This is a genomic window from Pantoea sp. B9002, assembly GCF_013385945.1.
Classification (GTDB): domain Bacteria; phylum Pseudomonadota; class Gammaproteobacteria; order Enterobacterales; family Enterobacteriaceae; genus Pantoea.
Map to the genome: position 1 here is coordinate 77,972 of NZ_JACAPA010000003.1, position 19,619 is coordinate 97,590.

Consider the following 19,619-nt stretch of genomic DNA (forward strand, 5'->3'; position numbering starts at 1 on the left):
GCGCCGCCCCGGCATAATTGTTAAACGATTCAGGAGTTGCACTGATGGAATTATCCTCTCTGACCGCCGTTTCACCTGTCGATGGTCGTTACGGCGATAAAGTCAGCCCACTGCGCGCCATTTTCAGCGAATTCGGTTTGCTGAAATTCCGCGTTGAGGTTGAGGTTCGCTGGTTACAAAAACTGGCTACGACTGTAGAGATCAAGGAAGTTCCTGCATTTGATGCCGACGCAAACGCTTTCCTTGATGCCATTGTCGCCAATTTCAGCGAAGAAGACGCGGCGCGCATCAAAACCATCGAGCGCACCACCAACCACGACGTTAAAGCCGTGGAATATTTCCTGAAAGAGAAAGTGGCCGATGTACCTGAGCTGCATGCGGTGTCTGAATTCATCCACTTCGCCTGCACCTCCGAAGATATCAACAACCTGTCGCATGCGCTGATGCTGGAAACCGCACGTCGCGATGTGATCGTGCCATTCTGGAATCAGCTGATCGATGCAGTTAAAGGTCTGGCACACGAATACCGTGACATTCCGCTGCTGTCGCGCACCCACGGCCAGCCGGCAACGCCGTCAACCATGGGCAAAGAGATGGCAAACGTGGCGTACCGTCTCGAGCGCCAGTTGCTTCAGCTGAGCAAAATTGAAGTGCTGGGTAAAATCAACGGTGCGGTCGGTAACTATAACGCCCACATCTCCGCTTACCCGGAAGTGGATTGGCACCAGCTGAGCGAGCAGTTTGTTACCTCGCTGGGCATCACCTGGAATCCGTACACCACGCAGATCGAGCCGCACGATTACATTGCAGAGCTGTTTGATTGCATCGCGCGCTTCAACACCATTCTGATCGACTTTGATCGTGATATCTGGGGCTACGTCGCGCTCAATCACTTCAAGCAGAAAACCATCGCCGGTGAAATCGGTTCGTCCACCATGCCGCACAAAGTGAACCCGATTGACTTCGAAAACTCCGAAGGCAACCTCGGTCTGGCTAACGCGATGATGCAGCATCTGGCCAGCAAACTGCCGGTTTCACGCTGGCAGCGCGACCTGACCGACTCCACCGTGCTGCGTAACCTTGGCGTGGGCATCGGTTATGCGCTGATCGCCTATCAAGCTACGCTGAAAGGCATCTCTAAACTGGAAGTTAACCGCGATCGTCTGCTGGACGAGCTGGATCACAACTGGGAAGTGCTGGCTGAGCCGATCCAAACCGTGATGCGTCGTTACGGCATCGAAAAACCGTACGAGAAGCTGAAAGAGCTGACGCGCGGTAAACGCGTTGATGCCGCAGGCATGCAGACCTTTATCGATAGCCTCGAACTGCCGGAAGAGGAAAAAGTGCGTCTGAAGCAGATGACGCCAGCCAACTACCTCGGCCGCGCGATTCAGATGGTTGATGATTTAAAATAGTCGCCAGCAACAGGTGTGTTTTTTGGGTGCGCATCAATGCGCACCCTACGACATCCGCGCTGTAGGGTCGCCATTTATGGCGACCTGATGTCTTCCAACATCGCCCGGTGTTAATCTGCGGTTTAGCTGGCGTCGCATATACTCTTCTCCATCATCACTACGTTCGAAGCTAAGGAAATACTATGCGTGTTCTGGTTGTGGAAGATAATGCGCTGCTGCGCCATCACCTCGCCGTGCAATTGCGTGAAATGGGCCATCAGGTCGACGCCGCAGAAGATGCCAAAGAAGCGGATTATTTCCTGCAAGAACATATCCCCGACATCGCGCTGGTCGATCTCGGTTTGCCCGATGAAGATGGCATGTCGCTGATTCGCCGCTGGCGCACCGATGCGGTACGTCAACCGATTCTGGTGTTAACCGCGCGCGAAGGCTGGCAGGCCAAAGTGGAAGCGCTGGAAGCCGGTGCCGACGACTACGTCACTAAGCCATTCCACATTGAAGAAGTGGCTGCACGCTTGCAGGCGCTGATGCGTCGCAACAGCGGGCACGCGTCGCAAATTATCTCAATGCCGCCGTTCCAGGTCGATCTCTCTCGCCGCGAACTGACGGTGCAAGACGAACCGGTAAAACTGACCGCTTTCGAGTACACCATCGTTGAAACCCTGATTCGCAACGCCGGTAAAGTGGTGAGCAAAGATTCGCTGATGCTGCAGCTCTATCCGGATGCCGAACTGCGCGAAAGCCACACCATCGACGTGCTGATGGGCCGTCTGCGCAAAAAAATTCTCTCACTCTATCCGACCGAAGTGATCAACACCGTACGCGGCCAGGGATATCGCTTTGATCTTTGATTTATGACGTGGTTCCAGCGTTTACGCCCCTTCTCACTCCGCGCTCGCTTTCTGCTGGCGACCGCGGCGATCGTACTGTTTTTGTCACTCTCCTACGGCATGGTCGCGGTGGTCGGCTATGTCGTCAGCTTCGATAAAAACACCTATCGCGTGATGCGCGGTGAGAGCAACCTGTTCTTCACGCTGGCGCAGTGGCACGACAATCAGCTCACCATTGGCCAGCCGGAGCGCATGACGCTCAATTTCCCCACGCTGGTCTTTATCTACGATGAACGCGGCAAACTGCTGTGGCAACAGCGCGATGTGCCGGACATCCGCAAAAAGATTCGTCGTGAATGGCTGCTCAAGCCCGACTTCTACGAAATCGACACCAGCAATCGCACCAGCATGGCGGCGATGGGCAATAATCCGCTGGCGAAAGAGCGGCTGCATGCGCTGGATAGCGACAGCAACGACACTTTCACCCACTCGGTCGCCGTCAATCGCTACGATGCCACCACCAACTTACCGGCGCTGACCATCGTGGTGGTCGATTCGATCCCGCAGGAGTTGCAGCATTCCGATGTAGTGTGGTCGTGGTTTAGCTATGTGCTGGCGGCGAATCTGCTGCTGGTGATCCCGCTGCTGTGGCTGGCAGCGCACTGGAGTTTGCGGCCGATTGGCGATCTTACTTCGCAGGTGCGCGAGCTGGAAACCGGCCAGCGCGAGAATCTCGGTGACAATCCGCCGCAGGAGCTACGCAGTCTGGTGCGCAATCTTAACCTGCTGCTGACCAACGAACGCCAGCGCTACACGCGCTATCGCACTACCTTGTCGGATGTCACCCACAGCCTGAAAACCCCGCTGGCGGTGCTGCAAAGTACGCTGCGATCGTTACGCAATGGTAAAGAGTTAACCATTGAACAGGCCGAGCCGGTGATGCTGGAGCAGATCAGCCGCATCTCGCAGCAGATTGGATATTACCTGCACCGCGCCAGCATGCAGGCCGATCACAATCCCTTGCAGCGCGATTTGCATTCGGTTTCGGCGCTGCTCGATAGCCTGTGCTCGGCACTGAATAAGGTCTATCAACGCAAAGGCGTGGCGATCACGCTGGATATCTCGCCCGAGCTGACTTTTATCGGCGATAAAAATGACTTTATGGAAGTGCTCGGCAACGTGCTGGATAACGCCTGCAAATATTGCCTCGAATTTATTGAAGTCACCGCACGACAAACCGACAACACCTTGCATCTGTTTATTGATGATGACGGCCCCGGCATCCCGGAAAGCAAACGCGATCTGATCTTCGTGCGCGGTCAACGCGCCGACACCTTGCGTCCCGGTCAGGGATTAGGGTTAGCCGTGGTGCGCGACATCCTCGAACAGTACGCCGGTCAGGTGATTGCCACCACCAGCCCGCTCGGCGGCGCGCGCATGGAGGTGATTTTCCAGCGCCAGGAAGTCGAGCATCACCGCGAGTAGAAAGGGACGCGGGCTGTTATACTTGCCATCATTCTTTGCAGCAAACGGACTCCTCATATGGACTATCAGCTCGATATCAACTGGCCCGACTTTATTCAGCGCTACTGGCAGAAACGCCCGGTGGTGCTTAAACGTGGATTTAAAAACTTCGTCGATCCTATTTCTCCTGACGAGCTGGCCGGTCTGGCGATGGAAAATGAGGTGGATAGCCGCCTTGTCAGCCATAACGAGGGCAAATGGCAAGTCAGCCACGGCCCGTTTGAAAGCTACGATCATCTCGGTGAGAGCAACTGGTCGCTGCTGGTGCAGGCGGTCAACCACTGGCACGAACCTTCTGCCGCGCTGATGCGCCCGTTCCGCTTTCTGCCCGACTGGCGCGTTGACGATCTGATGATCTCTTTTGCCGTGCCGGGCGGCGGCGTGGGTCCGCATTTCGATCAGTACGATGTGTTTATCATTCAGGGCACCGGCCGCCGTCGCTGGCGCGTGGGTGAAAAAGTGCCGTTGAAACAGCACTGCCCGCACCCGGATCTGCTGCAGGTTGAGCCTTTCGACGCCATCATCGATGAAGAGATGGAGCCCGGCGATATTCTCTATATTCCGCCAGGATTCCCGCACGAAGGCTATTCGCTGGAAAACGCCATCAACTATTCGGTCGGCTTCCGCGCACCGAACGGTCGCGAGCTGATCAGCGGTTTTGCCGATCACATGCTGGCCAACGAATTGGGCAGCTATCGCTACAGCGATCCCGATGTGCCATCGCGTGAATGCCCATCGCAAATTCTGCCGTCAGAACTGGAAGGCATCCGCAAAGTCATGATGGATGTGATTAACCAGCCGGAACAGTTTAATCAGTGGTTTGGCGAGTTTATTTCTCAGTCGCGTCATGAACTGGACGTCGCGCCGCCGGAGCCGCCGTATCAACCGGATGAAATCTACGATGCGTTGCAGCAAGGCGATGCGCTGACGCGTCTCGGCGGTTTGCGCGTATTGACCATCGGCGATGTGGTGTTCGTGAACGGTGAATCGGTCACCAGCAGCCATCCGCATGTGCTGGCGGCATTGGCGCACAATCACGTGCTGACGCTGGAAGATTTCGGCGATGCGCTGGACGATCCTTCACTGCTGGCGCAGCTGGCGGCGTTGGTGAATAGCGGTTATTGGTTCTTCGGCGAGTAAGTTTTAGTCTGTCTTGGGATTTCCAAACCTGGTTGGTGCTGGCTGTTCACCTCCTCGGTCGGTGCTGGCTGTCCCCCTCCTCGGTCGGTGCTGGCTGTCCCCCTCCTCGGTCGGTGCTGGCTGTCCCCCTCCTCGGTCCTCCCCCATAAATGGGGGAGGAAGATGCTGCCATATGTTAGTTATGAAGCTGCATGTGGCAGCGTCTCCTTCCCCCGCTTGCGGGGGAAGGTCGGGATGGGGGACAACCAGCACTATGTAAGCACAATTAACTCTTCTTCTGCCCCGCCAGCTCAGCCAAACGCACAATCACGTCCACCGACTGCGCCATCACATTGAGTGAAGCGAACTCGTGCTTGCCGTGATAATTGTAGCCGCCGGTGAACAGGTTCGGGCACGGCAATCCTTTCCATGACAGCGCAGAGCCGTCGGTGCCGCCGCGAATCGGTTTGACGTTCGGTTCGATGCCACAATCGCGCATCGCCTGCAGCGCTAACTCGATAATGTGCGGATGCGGTTCGACTTTCTCGCGCATGTTGCGATAGCTGTCGCTGATCTCCACCTTCACCGAACACTCGCTTTGCAGCCCTTTGCTGACGCGCTGGCCAATCTCTTCCAGCAGCTGTTTACGCTGTTCATAGCTGTCGGCATCAAAATCGCGGATCAGATACATCAGTTCGGCATGCTCAACCGTGCCTTTGATGGTGTGCAAATGGAAGAAGCCTTCGTAGCCGTCTGTATATTGCGGCTTCTCTTTGGCTGGCAGTTCCGCGTGGAAGCGCATCGCCAGATCCAGCGCATTGACCATCACATTTTTGGCGCTGCCCGGATGCACGTTGTTGCCGGTGATTTTGACCATTGCGGTAGCGGCATTGAAGTTCTCGAACTCGAACTCGCCGAGATCGCTGCCATCCACGGTATACGCCCAATCGGCGGCAAAGCCTTCGACGTCGAAGTGCGACGCACCACGACCAATCTCTTCATCCGGTGTAAACGCCACGCGAATCGCACCGTGTGGAATATCACTTTTTGCCAGACGCGCCATCGCGGTCATGATCTCGGCGATACCGGCTTTATCATCCGCGCCGAGCAGCGTTTTGCCATCGGTGGTGATCAGCGTATGGCCGATCAGCTTATGCAGGACCGGGAACATCACCGGTGACAAAATTTCATCACCGTTACCGAGCGCGATATCGCCACCGCGGTAGTTTTCAATAATCTGCGGATTGACGTTTTTAGCGGTAAAATCCGGCGAGGTGTCCATATGCGAAATAAAGCCGATCACCGGCGTGGCCCAATCAACGTTAGCCGGTAAGGTGCCCATCACACAGCAGTGATCGCTCAGAGAAACATCAACAAAGCCCAGCGCGATAAGTTCTTCCTGTAATTGACGCGCCAGCGTCCACTGCCCTTCGCTGCTTGGCACCTGTCGTGCCTGAGGTTTTGACTGAGTTTCTACTGCGACATAACTGAGAAAACGCTCAAGTAATTGATCCATCTGTCATCCCTCTAAAGAACCTGCGTCATTATCATGGTGACCAAATGGCACCATGTTGCGTCAAATCATTATCCTTCAGGTTAGCTCTCTCAACGTGAATTGCGCTGAAATTTCGCTCACTTGTGCCTGTCCGACTTATCCGTTACGCATACTCCGGCATTTTTCAGAGTTTTCAAGGTAAATCCGTGGCAAAACATGGCATTGACACATTTTTGCGGTATCATCGCGCCCTTCATCACAGCAAGCGGCCACCAGCGGCTATGCTGTAACCTGATTCACCATCAGACTGAGTGACTAAAATGACGCAAACATGCGCGCCTGCGCTGGTTACGCTTTCTGGCATCAGTAAAGCTTTCGATGGCAAAACCATCATCTCTGACTTCGACCTGACCATCCGTCACGGCGAGTTCATCACGCTACTTGGCCCCTCCGGCTGCGGAAAAACCACCATTTTGCGCCTGATTGCCGGACTGGAAGAGGCCGATCGCGGTCACATCATTCTTGATGACAACGACATCACCGATCTGCCCGCCGAGCATCGCCACATCAATACCGTGTTTCAGAGCTACGCGCTGTTCCCGCACATGTCGGTGTTTGAGAACGTCGCCTTTGGCCTGCGCATGCAGAAAACCCCGGCGGCGGAGATCACCACGCGCGTTAACGATGCGCTGGCGATGGTGCAGCTGGAGAGTTTTGCCGATCGCCGTCCGCATCAGCTTTCGGGCGGTCAGCAGCAGCGCGTGGCGATTGCGCGCGCGGTGGTCAATCGCCCGAAAGTGCTGCTGCTGGATGAGTCGCTGTCGGCGCTGGATTACAAACTGCGTCGCCAGATGCAAAACGAGCTCAAAGCGCTGCAGCGTAAGCTCGGCATCACCTTTGTGTTTGTGACCCACGATCAGGAAGAGGCGCTGACCATGTCCGATCGTATCGTGGTGATGCGCGATGGCCGCATTGAACAGGACGGCACGCCGCGCGAGATTTACGAAGAGCCCGCCAACCTGTTTGTGGCGCGCTTTATCGGCGAAATTAATGTGTTCGATGCTGAGGTGCTGAACAGCGACCATGCGCCGACCATCCGCGCACGCGTAGAAGGCCGCGAATGCGAGTTGCAGTGTGATTTCCCGGTAAGCGCCGGCGATAAGCTGCATGTGCTGCTGCGCCCGGAAGATCTGCGCGTCGAAGAGATCGATCACGACAGCCGCAGCGACAACCTGATCGGCTACGTGCGCGAGCGCAACTATAAAGGCATGACGCTGGAATCCACCGTTGAGCTGGAGAATGGCAAACTGCTGACGGTAAGCGAGTTCTTCAATGAAGACGATCCCGATTTTGATCACTCGCTGAACCAGAAAATGGCCGTCAGCTGGGTCGCCAACTGGGAGGTGGTGCTGCCGTATGAAGTTGATGCGTAACCGCCTGCAGAAAGTCATTGTCGCGCTGATCGTCAGCTGGCTAACGCTGTTTGTCCTGCTGCCCAACCTGATGATCTTCGCCACCAGCTTCCTGACGCGCGACGATGCGCATTTTGTCAGTATGGCCTTCACCCTCAATAACTACACGCGGCTGCTCGATCCGCTCTACGCTGATGTGCTGCTGCACTCGCTGAATATGGCGTTGATTGCTACGCTGTGCTGCCTGCTGCTCGGTTATCCGTTTGCCTGGTGTCTGACGAAACTGCCGGCGCGCCTGCGTCCGCTGATGCTGTTCCTGCTGATTGTGCCGTTCTGGACCAACTCGCTGATTCGCATCTACGGTCTGAAAATCTTTCTCAGCACGCGCGGCTGGCTGAATGAGTTTTTGCTGTGGCTCGGGGTGATCGATAAACCGTTCCGCATCATGTACACCTCGGAAGCGGTGATTCTGGGACTGATCTACATTCTGCTGCCGTTTATGGTGCTGCCGCTCTACTCCAGCCTGGAAAAGCTGGATAAATCCTGCCTCGAAGCGGCGCGCGATCTTGGCGCAAATAAACTGAAAACCTTTTTACGCATCATTCTGCCGCTCACCATGCCGGGCATTGTCGCGGGTTGCCTGCTGGTGTTTATCCCGGCGATGGGTATGTTCTTTGTGGCGGATTTGCTGGGCGGCGCGAAAAACCTGTTAATCGGCAACGTGATCAAGAGCCAGTTCCTGAATATCCGCGACTGGCCGTTCGGTGCCGCCACCAGCATTGTGATGACGCTGCTGATGGGGCTGATGCTGCTGGCTTACTGGCGCGCAGCGCGTATGCTGAACAGCAAGGTGGAACTGCAATGATGGCGCGCTGGTTACGCGGCGGCTTCATGGCCGTGATTTATGCCTGGTTTTATATCCCGATCATCATTCTGATCGTCAACTCCTTCAACCGTTCGCGTTTCGGCATTAACTGGCAGGGCTTCAGCACGCAGTGGTATCGCCTGCTGATGAATAACGACAGCCTGATTCAGGCGGCCCAGCATTCATTGCTGATGGGCGTGCTCTCTGCCAGCTGCGCCACGATTATCGGCTCGCTGACCGCCGTGGCGCTCTATCGCTATCGCTTCCGTGGTAAACCGTTCGTGAGCGGCATGCTGTTTGTGGTGATGATGTCGCCGGATATCGTGATGGCGATTTCGCTGCTGGTGCTGTTTATGCTGCTGGGCATTTCGCTTGGCTTCTGGTCGCTGCTGTTCTCGCACATCACCTTCTGCCTGCCGTTTGTGGTGATCACCGTCTATTCGCGCCTGAAAGGATTTGATGTGCGCATGCTGGAAGCCGCCAAAGATCTCGGTGCCAGCGAAGTCACCATTTTGCGCAAAATTCTGCTGCCGCTGGCGCTACCGGCGGTCGCGGCGGGTTGGCTGCTGAGTTTTACGCTGTCGATGGACGATGTAGTGGTATCGTCGTTCGTCACCGGCCCGAGCTTCGAAATATTGCCGTTAAAAATCTATTCGATGGTGAAAGTTGGCGTGTCACCGGAAGTGAACGCGCTGGCGACAATTTTGCTGCTGCTGTCGCTGCTGTTGGTGGCGCTCAGTCAGCTGTTGCTCCGTGATAAAACCAAATAGAGGATAATCGATGAAAAAGTGGTCTCATTGGCTGGCGGCTGGGGCGCTGGCATTGGGCATGCAGAGCGCGCAGGCGGATGCCGGCAAAACGCTTTACTTCTATAACTGGACCGAATACGTGCCGCCGGGACTGCTTGAGCAGTTCACTAAAGAGACCGGCATCAAGGTGATTTACTCCACCTACGAATCCAATGAAAGCATGTATGCCAAGCTGAAGACCTGGAAAGATGGCGCCTACGATCTGGTGGTGCCTTCAACCTACTTCGTTGCCAAAATGCGTAATGAAGGCATGCTGCAAAAGATCGATAAATCCCAGCTCAGTAACTTCAAAAACCTCGATCCTAACCTGCTGAATAAACCGTTCGATCCTAACAATGATTATTCGATCCCCTATATCTGGGGCGCGACCGCCATTGGCATCAACACCGATGAAGTGGATGCCAAAAGCATTACCCGCTGGGCCGATTTGTGGAAGCCGGAATATAAACAGAGCCTGCTGCTGACCGACGATGCGCGAGAAGTGTTCCAGATGGCGCTGCGCAAGCTGGGCTATTCGGGCAACACCCGCGATCCTAAGCAGATCGAAGCCGCTTATGAAGAGTTGAAAAAGCTGATGCCGAACGTGCTGGCGTTCAACTCCGATAATCCGGGAAATCCATTTATGGAAGGCGAAGTGAACGTTGGGATGATCTGGAACGGTTCCGCCTACGTTGCGCGTCAGGCGGGCACGCCGCTGCAGATTATCTGGCCGCAGGAAGGCGGGATTTTCTGGATGGATAACCTGGCGATTCCGGCCAATGCGAAAAACCGTGAAGGCGCGCTGAAGCTGATTAACTTCCTGCTGCGTCCGGATGTGGCGGCGCAGGTGGCAGAAACCATTGGCTATCCCACGCCAAACCTGGCAGCGAAGAAGTTACTGCCACAGGAAGTGGCCAGCGATCCTTCGCTTTATCCTGCTGAGGATGTGATCAAAAACGGCGAGTGGCAGAACGATGTCGGTGAAGCCAGCGTGCAGTATGAGACGCTGTTCCAGAAGCTGAAGGCGGGACGTTAGTCCTCTGCGGCGTCCCCTCACCCTGCCCTCTCCCGCAAGCGGGAGAGGGTTCCGTCTAGCCCCTTCTCCCTCTGGGAGAAGGTTGGAATGAGGGAAAGCGCGCACAAAACTACTTATACAACCCACGCAAAAAGGTATGCACAAACTCTGGCACCACTTCGCTTGCTAAGCCGTAATGACGCTCGGCAAACTCATTGCCGACCTGGCTTGGCTCCAGATTCAGCTCCACGGTATGCGCGCCCTGCAGTTTCGCCTCGTGGACAAAACCGGCGGCGGGATAGACGTGGCCCGACGTGCCAATGGCGATAAACAGATTCGCCTGCTCAATCGCCTGATAAATCTCTTCCATCCCCAGCGGCATTTCGCCGAACCACACGATGTGCGGGCGCAGCATTGCCGGGAACTGGCAGCAGGTGCAGCGATCGTCCGGGGTTAAATCTTCGGTCCAGTCCAGCACTTGTCCACTGCTGACACAGCGCACTTTCAACAGTTCACCGTGCATATGCAGCACGCGCTGGCTGCCGGCGCGTTCGTGCAGGTTATCGATGTTCTGCGTCACCAGCAGGAAGTTATCACCCAGCACCTGCTCCAGTTCCGCCAGCGCTTTGTGCGCAGCGTTGGGCTGAATCTCCGACTGCTGCAGCTGCTGACGGCGCGCGTTGTAGAACGCCTGCACCAGCGCCGGATTGCGTTGAAAACCTTCCGGCGTGGCGACATCTTCCACGCGGTGCTCTTCCCACAAGCCATCGGCGGCACGGAAAGTGCGAATACCGGACTCGGCGGAGATGCCCGCGCCGGTCAGCACCACCACGCGCGGTTGCGGATGCGCGGCCAGTTCAGCTTTGCGATCGCGCTCGAAGATGCGCTGGCGAAAGCGCTGATGCACCTTGCGGCGGTTTTTTTTGTCGCGGGCGAGTCGTAGGCGGCGGCGCGGTATGCGCATAAAAGCTCCTTATCTGCGGCGTTTATCGCCGCGCGTCGGGTATTTTCGGGCTCATCTGCCCGATAATAGCAGCCGCACGGCGGCTGCGTTTTATCTTTACTGACCGCTCAGCACGCGGGCCGGATCGATACGGCTGGCGCGTCGTGCCGGATACCAGCTGGCAATCAGGCTCAGGACAATCGCGGTGCCCAGCACCGAAATCACATCAATCCAGTGCAGTTCGGACGGCAGGAAATCGATAAAGTAGATATCGCCCGCCAGCAGCTGATGTCCGGTGAGGTGCTCAAACACGCGCATCACCGGCGTGAGATTGAGCGCCACCAGCACGCCGACAACCACGCCGCTGACGCTGCCAAGCAGTCCCGCCAGCAAGCCGTACCAGATGAAAATGGCGCGAATCAAACCATCTTTGGCGCCCAGCGTACGCAGCACCGCGATGTCGCTGCTTTTGTCTTTCACCGCCATCACCAGCGTCGAAACGATGTTGAAGCAGGCCACGCCAATCACCAGCACCATGGCTAAATACATAATGGCGCGAATCATCTGGATGTCACGGTACATGTAGCCGTAAGTGCCAATCCAGCTCTTGATGTAGACATAAGAGTGCGTCACTTCACCGGCGTCACGCACCAGCTTCTGCGCCTGGAACGGGTCATTCATTTTCAGCGCGATGCCGCTGACGCTGTCGCCCATATCCAGATACTTCTGCGCATCGGCCAGCGGCACCAGCGCCAGGCTGTGGTCGAGCATGCCGCTCAGTTGCAGCACGCCGCTGACCTGCAGACGAATACGTTTCGGCTGCAGCAGCTTATTCTCGCCATCGTTATTCGGGATCATGATAGTGATCCAGTCGCCCTGTTTCACGTTGAGCGATTTGGCGATGCCGCCACCCAGAATGATTTGCTGTTTACCGGCCGCGAACTGCGACCACGCATCACCGGCAACAAAGCTCGGCAAGGCGCTAAGACGCGCTTCCTGCTGCGGATCGACGCCTTTCACCTGCAGCGCCTGCAGCTTCGCACCGCTCTCAATCAGCCCGGTGAAGTTGATATAGGGCGCTGCGGCGGCAATGCCAGCCACCTGCTCAATCGGCGCGATCATCGGTTGCCAGTTACGGAATGGCTGATTCACCGGCTCGATTTCACCGTGCGGCACGACCGCCAGAATGCGGTTGTTGAGCTCACGCTCAAAGCCGTTCATGGCGCTCAGGCCGATGATCAGCACCGCCACGCCCAGCGCAATGCCGATGGTGGAGATGATGGAGATCAGCGAGACCATGCCACCACGCCGCCGACCGCGGCTAAAACGCAGCCCGAGCAGCAGGGATAATGACGAAGCCATCAGATCACTCCCAGCGTCAGTTGGTCGCTCAGCTCACCGTCGCGCATCTCCATCTGCCGGCTCAGGCGTTTCGCCAGCTGCAGATCGTGCGTTACCACCAGAAAAGCGGTGCCCTGTTTGACGTTCAGCTCGCCGAGCAGTTCAAAAATCGCGTCGGCGTTGCGCGCATCGAGGTTACCGGTAGGTTCATCGGCCATCACCAGCCGTGGACGATTCACCAGCGCGCGAGCAATCGCCACACGCTGACGTTCACCGCCCGACAGCTCAGAAGGCCGATGCGCAGCACGTTTTTCCAGCCCGACCGCCGCCAGCATTTCACGCGCGCGTGATTCCGCTTCCGCTTTGCCGACTTTGCCAATCAGCAGCGGCATCGCCACGTTCTCCAGCGCGCTAAAGTCCGGCAGCAAATGGTGGAACTGATAGATAAAGCCCAGCTCGCGGTTGCGCAACTCGGCTTTCGCGGCTGACGACATCGCATTCAGCGACTTACCGTCAAAAATCACATCGCCTGACGTCGGCGCATCCAGGCCGCCGAGCAGATGCAGTAAGGTACTTTTACCCGAACCGGAGCTACCGACAATCGCCGTCAGTTCACCCGGCTGCAGGCTGAAAGCCACATTGCGCAGCACATCGGTCTGCACGCTGCCTTCCTGATAGCGTTTGCACAGGTCACGACACTGCAACAAAGGAGTATTACTCATAACGTAAAGCCTCAGCGGGTTGGACGGCGGCAGCGCGCCACGACGGATAAAGGGTAGAAAGCAGCGCGACGGCCATCGAGACCAGCGCAATGGTGATCACCTGCAGCACATTGATGTCGACCGGCAACGCCGCGCCATCAAGGAACAGACCAATCACCGGCATCAAATTATTCAGCTGGCTGGCAAGCAGCACGCCAAGCACGGTGCCCAGCAGCGCGCCAATAATGCCCGCGCTGGCGCCCTGCACCATAAACACCGCGACAATCTGGCGGCGGGTTAAACCCAGCGTTTGCAGAATCGCCACTTCGCCCTGCTTCTCCATGATCAGCAGGCCAAGCGAGGTAATGATATTGAAGGCCGCCACCGCGATGATCAGGCTCAACAGCAGCCCCATCATGTTTTTCTCCATGCGCACCGCCTGGAACAGATCGCCTTTGCGTTCGCGCCAGTCTTTCCACGTCAGGCCATCCGGCAGTTTTTGCTGGCTGAGCGCATCAACGCTTAACGGCTTATCCAGCCACAAACGCCAGCCGGTGATGTTGCCGAGCGGGTAGCGCATCACGCGTGACGCATCCTGCTGATTGACCAGAATCTGGTAGCCATCCACTTCGCTGTTGGCGGCATAGGTGCCAGCCACGGTGAAAATACGCTGGCTCGGCAAGCGCCCTACCGGCGTGAACTGGCTGACCGATGGCACCATCAAACGCAGCTGATCGCCGCGCTTCACGCCCAGCTGTGCAGCCAGCTGTTCACCGAGAATGACGTTGTACTGGCCCGCTTGCAGCACGTTTTGTTGGGTGTTGACGAGGAATGGCGTCAGCGGATCCTGTTCGTCGGGATTGATGCCGAGCATCACGCCGACCGAGACGTTACGCGCGCTTTGCAACACCACATCGGCGGTGGTCAGCGGTGCGATGCGCTTAACGCCTTGCAGTTTGAGGTTCTCGGCGGGTAACTCCTTCGGGTTGATGCTGCCTTTGTCGCTGGTGATCAGCGCCTGCGGCATCAGGCCGAGGATATTGCCTTCCAGCTCGCGCTCGAAGCCGTTCATCACCGATAACACGGTGACCAGCGCCAGCACGCCGAGCGTGATGCCGATAGTAGAGAGCCAGGAGACGAAGCGACCAAAGCGGTCTGAGGCACGTCCACGCATGTAGCGCAAACCGATGAATAACGCGACTGGTTGATACATGAGATCCGTCTTGGCAGTTGCCTGAAAATAAGTAGTGGGATGATAAAGGAGGCGTCCTCTTTATGAAACCTCTAACCCTCTGAGTCTGCGGCAAAGTTGTGTCAAAAACCGTCCCAGCCAACGCTTATGCATAAAATTGCGACAAATTAATGATGTTATTTGTACGTTTATTCGTCATCGGCTGGCGTAGACTTAAAGATGAAATACCGTAGGCGACGAGGAGTACACCATGTTCAAATTCCCCAAAAGCAGTATTGTGAAACACAAATCGGGTGAAATTAAAGGCGAGATCGTTAACGTTTTTGAACAGGGAGATGCGCCAACCGGCTATTACGTGAAGTGGGACGACGGCAATCACAGCTACCATCTGGAGAAAGAGCTGTCATGGGCCAATGTCGATCGTCCACGTATGCACTACACACAGCAATCGAGTAAGTGAGTTGTGGTCGCCATAATGGCGCAATGTTTGTCAGTTAAGAGATGAAAAAACAAATTATTGAACGCACATAGTGTAGCGGCGCAATTCATTGCGCGATAAATCGCGCCGCTACGAAATGTGCGGTGATTTAATGCGGTGCTTAACTGGCGGGCATTATCGCCATAATGGCGACCTGCGCGTTTTTGTAGGGTCGTCATTTATGGCGACCTGGCAGAAACTCAGAAACGACAGATGATCCTCAGGGCGGATTATGGAATGATGACGCCCTGTAATCCAAGGAGAGAATGTCGAGATCCCATGTCGGAACAGAGTCGTTATACCCTGCCAGTCAAAGCCGGCGACCATCGCCAGCTCGGCCAGCTCGTCGGCGCCGCGCAAGCGGTTGAGTGCGCCAGCATCACCGAACGCCACAGCGGTCCGGTGTTGATGATTACCCCGGATATGCAATCTGCCCTGCGTCTGCAGGAGGAGATTCGCCAGTTCACCGATCTGCCGGTCACCAATCTCGCTGACTGGGAAACGCTGCCCTACGACAGCTTCTCGCCGCATCAGGACATTATCTCTGCTCGCCTCTCCACGCTGTATCAACTGCCCAACTTAACGCGCGGTATGCTGATTATGCCGGTCAACACGCTAATGCAGCGCGTTTGTCCGCACAGCTTCCTGCACGGCCATGCGCTGGTGATGCAGCAAGGGCAAAAGCTGTCGCGCGATGCGCTGCGCGATCAGCTGGAGCAGGCCGGTTATCGCCACGTCGATCAGGTGATGGAGCACGGCGAATACGCCACGCGTGGTGCGCTGCTCGATCTGTTCCCAATGGGCAGCGATCAACCCTATCGCATCGACTTCTTTGATGACGAGATCGACAGCCTGCGTCTGTTTGATGTCGATACCCAGCGCACGCTGGAAGCGGTCAACGCTATCAACCTGCTGCCGGCGCATGAATTCCCCACGGATAAAGCCGCCATCGAGCTGTTCCGCAGCCGCTGGCGCGAAACCTTTGACGTACGGCGCGAGCCGGAGCACGTCTATCAGCAGGTGAGCAAAGGCACGCTGCCCGCCGGTATCGAATACTGGCAGCCGCTGTTCTTTGAGCAGGAGCTGCCGACGCTGTTCAGCTATCTGCCCGCCAATACGCTGCTGCTCAACAGCGGTGATTTGCTGGCCAGCGCCGAGCGCTTCTGGCTTGACGCCAACGCGCGCTTTGAGAATCGCCGTATCGATCCGATGCGTCCGTTGCTGGAGCCGGTCACGCTGTGGCTGCGTCCCGACACGCTAATGAGCGAACTGAAAGCCTGGCCGCGTATGCAGTTAAGCAGCGAAACGCTGCCGGAGAAAGCGGCGAATACCAATCTCGGTTATCAGCCGCTACCGGAATTGACCGTGCAGGCGCAGGCCAAAGCGCCACTCGATCTGCTGCGTCAGTTCCTCGAACAATTCAGCGGTCAGGTGATTTTCTCGGTTGAGAGTGAAGGCCGCCGCGAAAGCCTGCAAGAGCTGCTGACGCGCATCAAACTGCGTCCACAGGCTATCGATCACTTTGATCAGGCCGCCAATCAACCGCATAGCCTGATGATTGGCGCCAGCGAACGCGGCTTTATCGATACGCAACGCCAGCTGGCGTTGATCTGCGAAAGCGATCTGCTGGGCGAGCGAGTCAGTCGTCGTCGCCAGGATAATCGCCGCACCATCAATCCCGATGTGCTGATCCGCAACCTCGCCGAGCTGCATCCCGGCCAGCCGGTGGTGCATCTGGAGCATGGCGTTGGGCGTTATATCGGCCTGACCACGCTGGAAGCCGGCGGCATCGTCGCCGAATATCTGATGCTCTCCTATGCGGGCGACGCCAAGCTGTACGTGCCGGTTTCGTCGCTGCATCTGATTAGCCGCTATGCCGGCGGTGCGGATGAGAATGCGCCGCTGCATAAACTTGGCAGCGATGCCTGGTCACGCGCGCGGCAGAAAGCCGCTGAGAAAGTGCGCGACGTAGCGGCGGAGCTGCTGGATATCTACGCGCAGCGCGCGGCCAAAACCGGCTTTGCCTTTAAGCACGATCGCGATCAGTATCAGCTGTTCTGCGAAGGCTTCCCGTTTGAAACCACGCCGGATCAAGGTCAGGCGATCAACGCAGTGCTGAGCGACATGTGTCAGCCGCTGGCGATGGATCGTCTGGTGTGCGGTGACGTGGGCTTTGGTAAAACCGAAGTGGCGATGCGCGCTGCGTTCCTGGCGGTTGAGAACGCCAAACAAGTCGCGGTGCTGGTTCCGACCACGTTGCTGGCGCAGCAGCATTACGACAACTTCCGCGATCGTTTCGCTAACTGGCCGGTGCGCATTGAGATGCTGTCGCGCTTCCGCACCGCCAAAGAGCAGAGTCAGGTACTGGAACAGGCGCGCGAGGGCAAAGTTGATATTCTGATTGGTACGCATAAGCTGCTGTCGAACGACCTGAAATGGCACGATCTCGGCCTGCTGATTGTCGATGAAGAGCACCGCTTTGGTGTGCGTCACAAAGAGCGGATCAAAGCGATGCGCGCCGATGTAGATATCCTGACACTCACCGCCACGCCGATTCCGCGCACCCTGAATATGGCGATGAGCGGCATGCGCGATCTGTCGATTATTGCTACGCCACCGGCACGACGCATGGCGGTGAAAACCTTTGTGCGTGAGTATGACAGCTTGGTGGTGCGCGAGGCGATCCTGCGTGAAGTGCTGCGCGGCGGCCAGGTTTACTATCTCTACAATGACGTGGAGAACATTGAGAAAGCGGCGCAGCGACTGGCCGAACTGGTGCCGGAAGCGCGTATTGCCATTGGTCACGGTCAGATGCGCGAACGCGATCTGGAGCGGGTGATGAATGATTTCCACCATCAGCGCTTTAACGTGCTGGTGTGTACCACCATCATCGAAACCGGTATCGACGTACCCAGCGCCAACACCATTATCATCGAACACGCCGACCACTTTGGTCTGGCGCAGCTGCATCAGCTGCGTGGCCGCGTGGGACGTTCGCACCATCAGGCCTATGCGTGGCTGCTGACGCCGCATCCAAAAGCGATGACCACCGATGCGCAGAAGCGTCTGGAAGCTATCGCTTCGCTGGAAGATCTCGGCGCTGGTTTTGCGCTGGCGACCCACGATCTGGAGATTCGCGGCGCGGGTGAACTGCTCGGCGAAGATCAGAGCGGCCAGATGGAAACCATCGGCTTCACGCTGTATATGGAGCTGCTGGAGAACGCGGTCGATGCGCTGAAGGCGGGCCGCGAGCCGTCGCTGGAAGATCTCACCAGCAATCAAACCGAAATCGAACTGCGTATGCCTGCCCTGCTGCCAGATGATTTTATCCCGGATGTGAATACCCGCTTGTCGCTCTACAAGCGCGTGGCCAGCGCCGCCGATGAGCAGGATTTGGCGGAGCTGAAGGTTGAGATGATTGACCGCTTCGGCAAACTGCCGGATGCGGCGCGTAATCTGCTGGATATCGCCGGGCTGCGATTAGTGGCGCGCCAGTTGGGGATTCGTAAGATTGAAGCCAGTGACAAAGGCGGATTCTTCGAGTTTGCGCCGCAGAATCAGGTTGACCCGGGCTGGCTGATTGGCCTGCTGCAGAAAGATCCTCAGCAGTGGAAGCTGGATGGCCCAACGCGATTGAAGTTTACCCGCGACATGGCGGACCGGAAAATCCGTATGGAATGGGTGCAGGGATTTGTCAGCGAGCTGGCAAAAAACCGGGTTTAGTGGATATCCGCACGGAATCGTAGCGGCGCGATTCATCGCGCGCCTTTGACTCCGTGCGCCATTGATAAGGCGCAATAAATTGCGCCGCTACGAATCCGTGCGAGTTGAGGATCTCATATACAAAAAAAGCGCCTTGCGGCGCTTTTATCGTTACTGCTGCTGTGATGCATCTTTGCCCAATCAGGCCTGATTCGAATTCAGGATCAGCTGACCATTACGGTCGAGCGGAATGCGGGTGCCAGGGTCGTTTTCCATGCGGATTTTGCCCTGCTGGTCGCCTATTTTATAGGTCACGTCATAACCCAGCATTTTTTCCTGCTTATCGTATACCGTTTTGCAACGCTGCTCGTTGGTGGTGTAAGTGTCGCGATCCTGCAGCGCACCCTGCACCTGATTACCACCGTAACCACCGGCCAACGCGCCCGCTACCGTAGCGACATCACGTCCGCGTCCGCCACCAAACTGATGGCCCAACACGCCACCGGCTACCGCGCCCAGCACCGAACCGGCAATGCGATTCTCATCCTGGACCGCACGACGATGGGTCAGCGTCACATTGCGACACTCCTGTCGCGGCTGCTTGATGCTCTCTTTGATCGGCGTCGCCGACAGAACTTGTGCAAACTGCGGGCCGCGATCGAAGACATCCATGCTGGCGACTGCGGCAACACCTAACGCTGCTGCCACGCCGATACCGATACCCGCTAACATTGATTTATTCACAGGAATGTCCTCCTGAAGGTTGTTACCGCGCATTCCTGCCGCTACCAAATCCTGT

General features: G+C 56.8%; 16 protein-coding genes. 10 read left to right on the forward strand and 6 right to left on the reverse strand.

Annotated features, from left to right (window positions below):
• The first annotated feature begins 44 nt into the window (after positions 1-44).
• The 4 genes from purB to HX773_RS02425 all read left to right on the forward strand — a co-directional run bounded on the left by purB (position 45) and on the right by HX773_RS02425 (position 4,909).
• Positions 45-1,415 carry an adenylosuccinate lyase gene (purB, locus tag HX773_RS02410; protein WP_176970283.1) on the forward strand — a complete coding sequence of 457 codons (1,371 nt, stop codon included), beginning with the start codon at positions 45-47 and terminating at the stop codon, positions 1,413-1,415.
• 182 nt (positions 1,416-1,597) lie between these two features.
• Complete coding sequence (gene phoP, locus HX773_RS02415; RefSeq protein ID WP_176970284.1) at positions 1,598-2,266, forward strand: two-component system response regulator PhoP; 669 nt, start codon at positions 1,598-1,600, stop codon at positions 2,264-2,266.
• A gap of 3 nt (positions 2,267-2,269) precedes the next feature.
• Complete coding sequence (gene phoQ, locus HX773_RS02420) at positions 2,270-3,730, forward strand: two-component system sensor histidine kinase PhoQ (RefSeq protein WP_176970285.1); 1,461 nt, start codon at positions 2,270-2,272, stop codon at positions 3,728-3,730.
• Positions 3,731-3,787: 57 nt separating this feature from the next.
• Positions 3,788-4,909 carry a cupin domain-containing protein gene (locus tag HX773_RS02425; protein WP_101760811.1) on the forward strand — a complete coding sequence of 374 codons (1,122 nt, stop codon included), beginning with the start codon at positions 3,788-3,790 and terminating at the stop codon, positions 4,907-4,909.
• Positions 4,910-5,174: 265 nt separating this feature from the next.
• Here the strand turns inward: HX773_RS02425 and pepT are convergent, their stop codons facing one another.
• Positions 5,175-6,404, reverse strand: a complete 1,230-nt coding sequence (pepT, locus tag HX773_RS02430; RefSeq protein WP_176970286.1) for a peptidase T — start codon at positions 6,402-6,404, stop codon at positions 5,175-5,177.
• 299 nt (positions 6,405-6,703) lie between these two features.
• Between pepT and potA the strand changes: the two genes are divergently transcribed.
• The 4 genes from potA to potD are packed head-to-tail and all read left to right on the forward strand — an operon-like array spanning position 6,704 to position 10,484.
• A complete protein-coding gene (gene potA / locus HX773_RS02435; RefSeq protein ID WP_176970287.1) occupies positions 6,704-7,816 on the forward strand; it encodes a spermidine/putrescine ABC transporter ATP-binding protein PotA in 1,113 nt (370 codons plus the stop codon).
• On the forward strand, positions 7,800-8,660 hold the full coding sequence (potB, locus tag HX773_RS02440; protein ID WP_176970288.1) for a spermidine/putrescine ABC transporter permease PotB: 861 nt from the start codon (positions 7,800-7,802) through the stop codon (positions 8,658-8,660). The genes potA and potB overlap by 17 nt, the downstream gene beginning before the upstream one ends.
• Positions 8,657-9,430, forward strand: a complete 774-nt coding sequence (gene potC / locus HX773_RS02445; RefSeq protein ID WP_061716930.1) for a spermidine/putrescine ABC transporter permease PotC — start codon at positions 8,657-8,659, stop codon at positions 9,428-9,430. Before potB ends, potC begins: the two co-directional genes overlap by 4 nt.
• Positions 9,431-9,440: 10 nt before the next feature.
• Positions 9,441-10,484, forward strand: coding sequence for a spermidine/putrescine ABC transporter substrate-binding protein PotD (gene potD, locus HX773_RS02450; RefSeq protein ID WP_176970289.1), 1,044 nt, complete (start codon positions 9,441-9,443; stop codon positions 10,482-10,484).
• Positions 10,485-10,593: 109 nt separating this feature from the next.
• On the opposite strand, the gene cobB is transcribed toward potD, so the two are convergent.
• From cobB to lolC, 4 genes are all read right to left on the reverse strand, one after another.
• Positions 10,594-11,427 carry a Sir2 family NAD+-dependent deacetylase gene (cobB, locus tag HX773_RS02455; RefSeq protein WP_176970290.1) on the reverse strand — a complete coding sequence of 278 codons (834 nt, stop codon included), beginning with the start codon at positions 11,425-11,427 and terminating at the stop codon, positions 10,594-10,596.
• A 96-nt stretch (positions 11,428-11,523) separates the two neighbouring features.
• Positions 11,524-12,768 (reverse strand): lipoprotein-releasing ABC transporter permease subunit LolE, encoded by a 1,245-nt coding sequence (gene lolE, locus HX773_RS02460; RefSeq protein WP_008103023.1) that lies wholly within the window; start codon positions 12,766-12,768, stop codon positions 11,524-11,526.
• The gene (gene lolD / locus HX773_RS02465) at positions 12,768-13,469 is read right to left on the reverse strand and encodes a lipoprotein-releasing ABC transporter ATP-binding protein LolD (RefSeq protein WP_176970291.1); all 702 of its coding nucleotides are present in this window, start codon (positions 13,467-13,469) and stop codon (positions 12,768-12,770) included. Before lolD ends, lolE begins: the two co-directional genes overlap by 1 nt.
• The gene (lolC, locus tag HX773_RS02470) at positions 13,462-14,661 is read right to left on the reverse strand and encodes a lipoprotein-releasing ABC transporter permease subunit LolC (RefSeq protein ID WP_176970292.1); all 1,200 of its coding nucleotides are present in this window, start codon (positions 14,659-14,661) and stop codon (positions 13,462-13,464) included. The genes lolD and lolC overlap by 8 nt, the downstream gene beginning before the upstream one ends.
• Positions 14,662-14,890: 229 nt before the next feature.
• Between lolC and HX773_RS02475 the strand changes: the two genes are divergently transcribed.
• Positions 14,891-15,100: a hypothetical protein gene (locus tag HX773_RS02475; RefSeq protein ID WP_008103029.1), complete on the forward strand. Its 210-nt coding sequence runs from the start codon at positions 14,891-14,893 to the stop codon at positions 15,098-15,100.
• A 297-nt stretch (positions 15,101-15,397) separates the two neighbouring features.
• The gene (gene mfd / locus HX773_RS02480; RefSeq protein WP_176970293.1) at positions 15,398-18,841 is read left to right on the forward strand and encodes a transcription-repair coupling factor; all 3,444 of its coding nucleotides are present in this window, start codon (positions 15,398-15,400) and stop codon (positions 18,839-18,841) included.
• Between the two features lie 180 nt (positions 18,842-19,021).
• Here the strand turns inward: mfd and HX773_RS02485 are convergent, their stop codons facing one another.
• Positions 19,022-19,564: a glycine zipper 2TM domain-containing protein gene (locus tag HX773_RS02485; RefSeq protein WP_007885735.1), complete on the reverse strand. Its 543-nt coding sequence runs from the start codon at positions 19,562-19,564 to the stop codon at positions 19,022-19,024.
• Between the last annotated feature and the right edge of the window lie 55 nt (positions 19,565-19,619).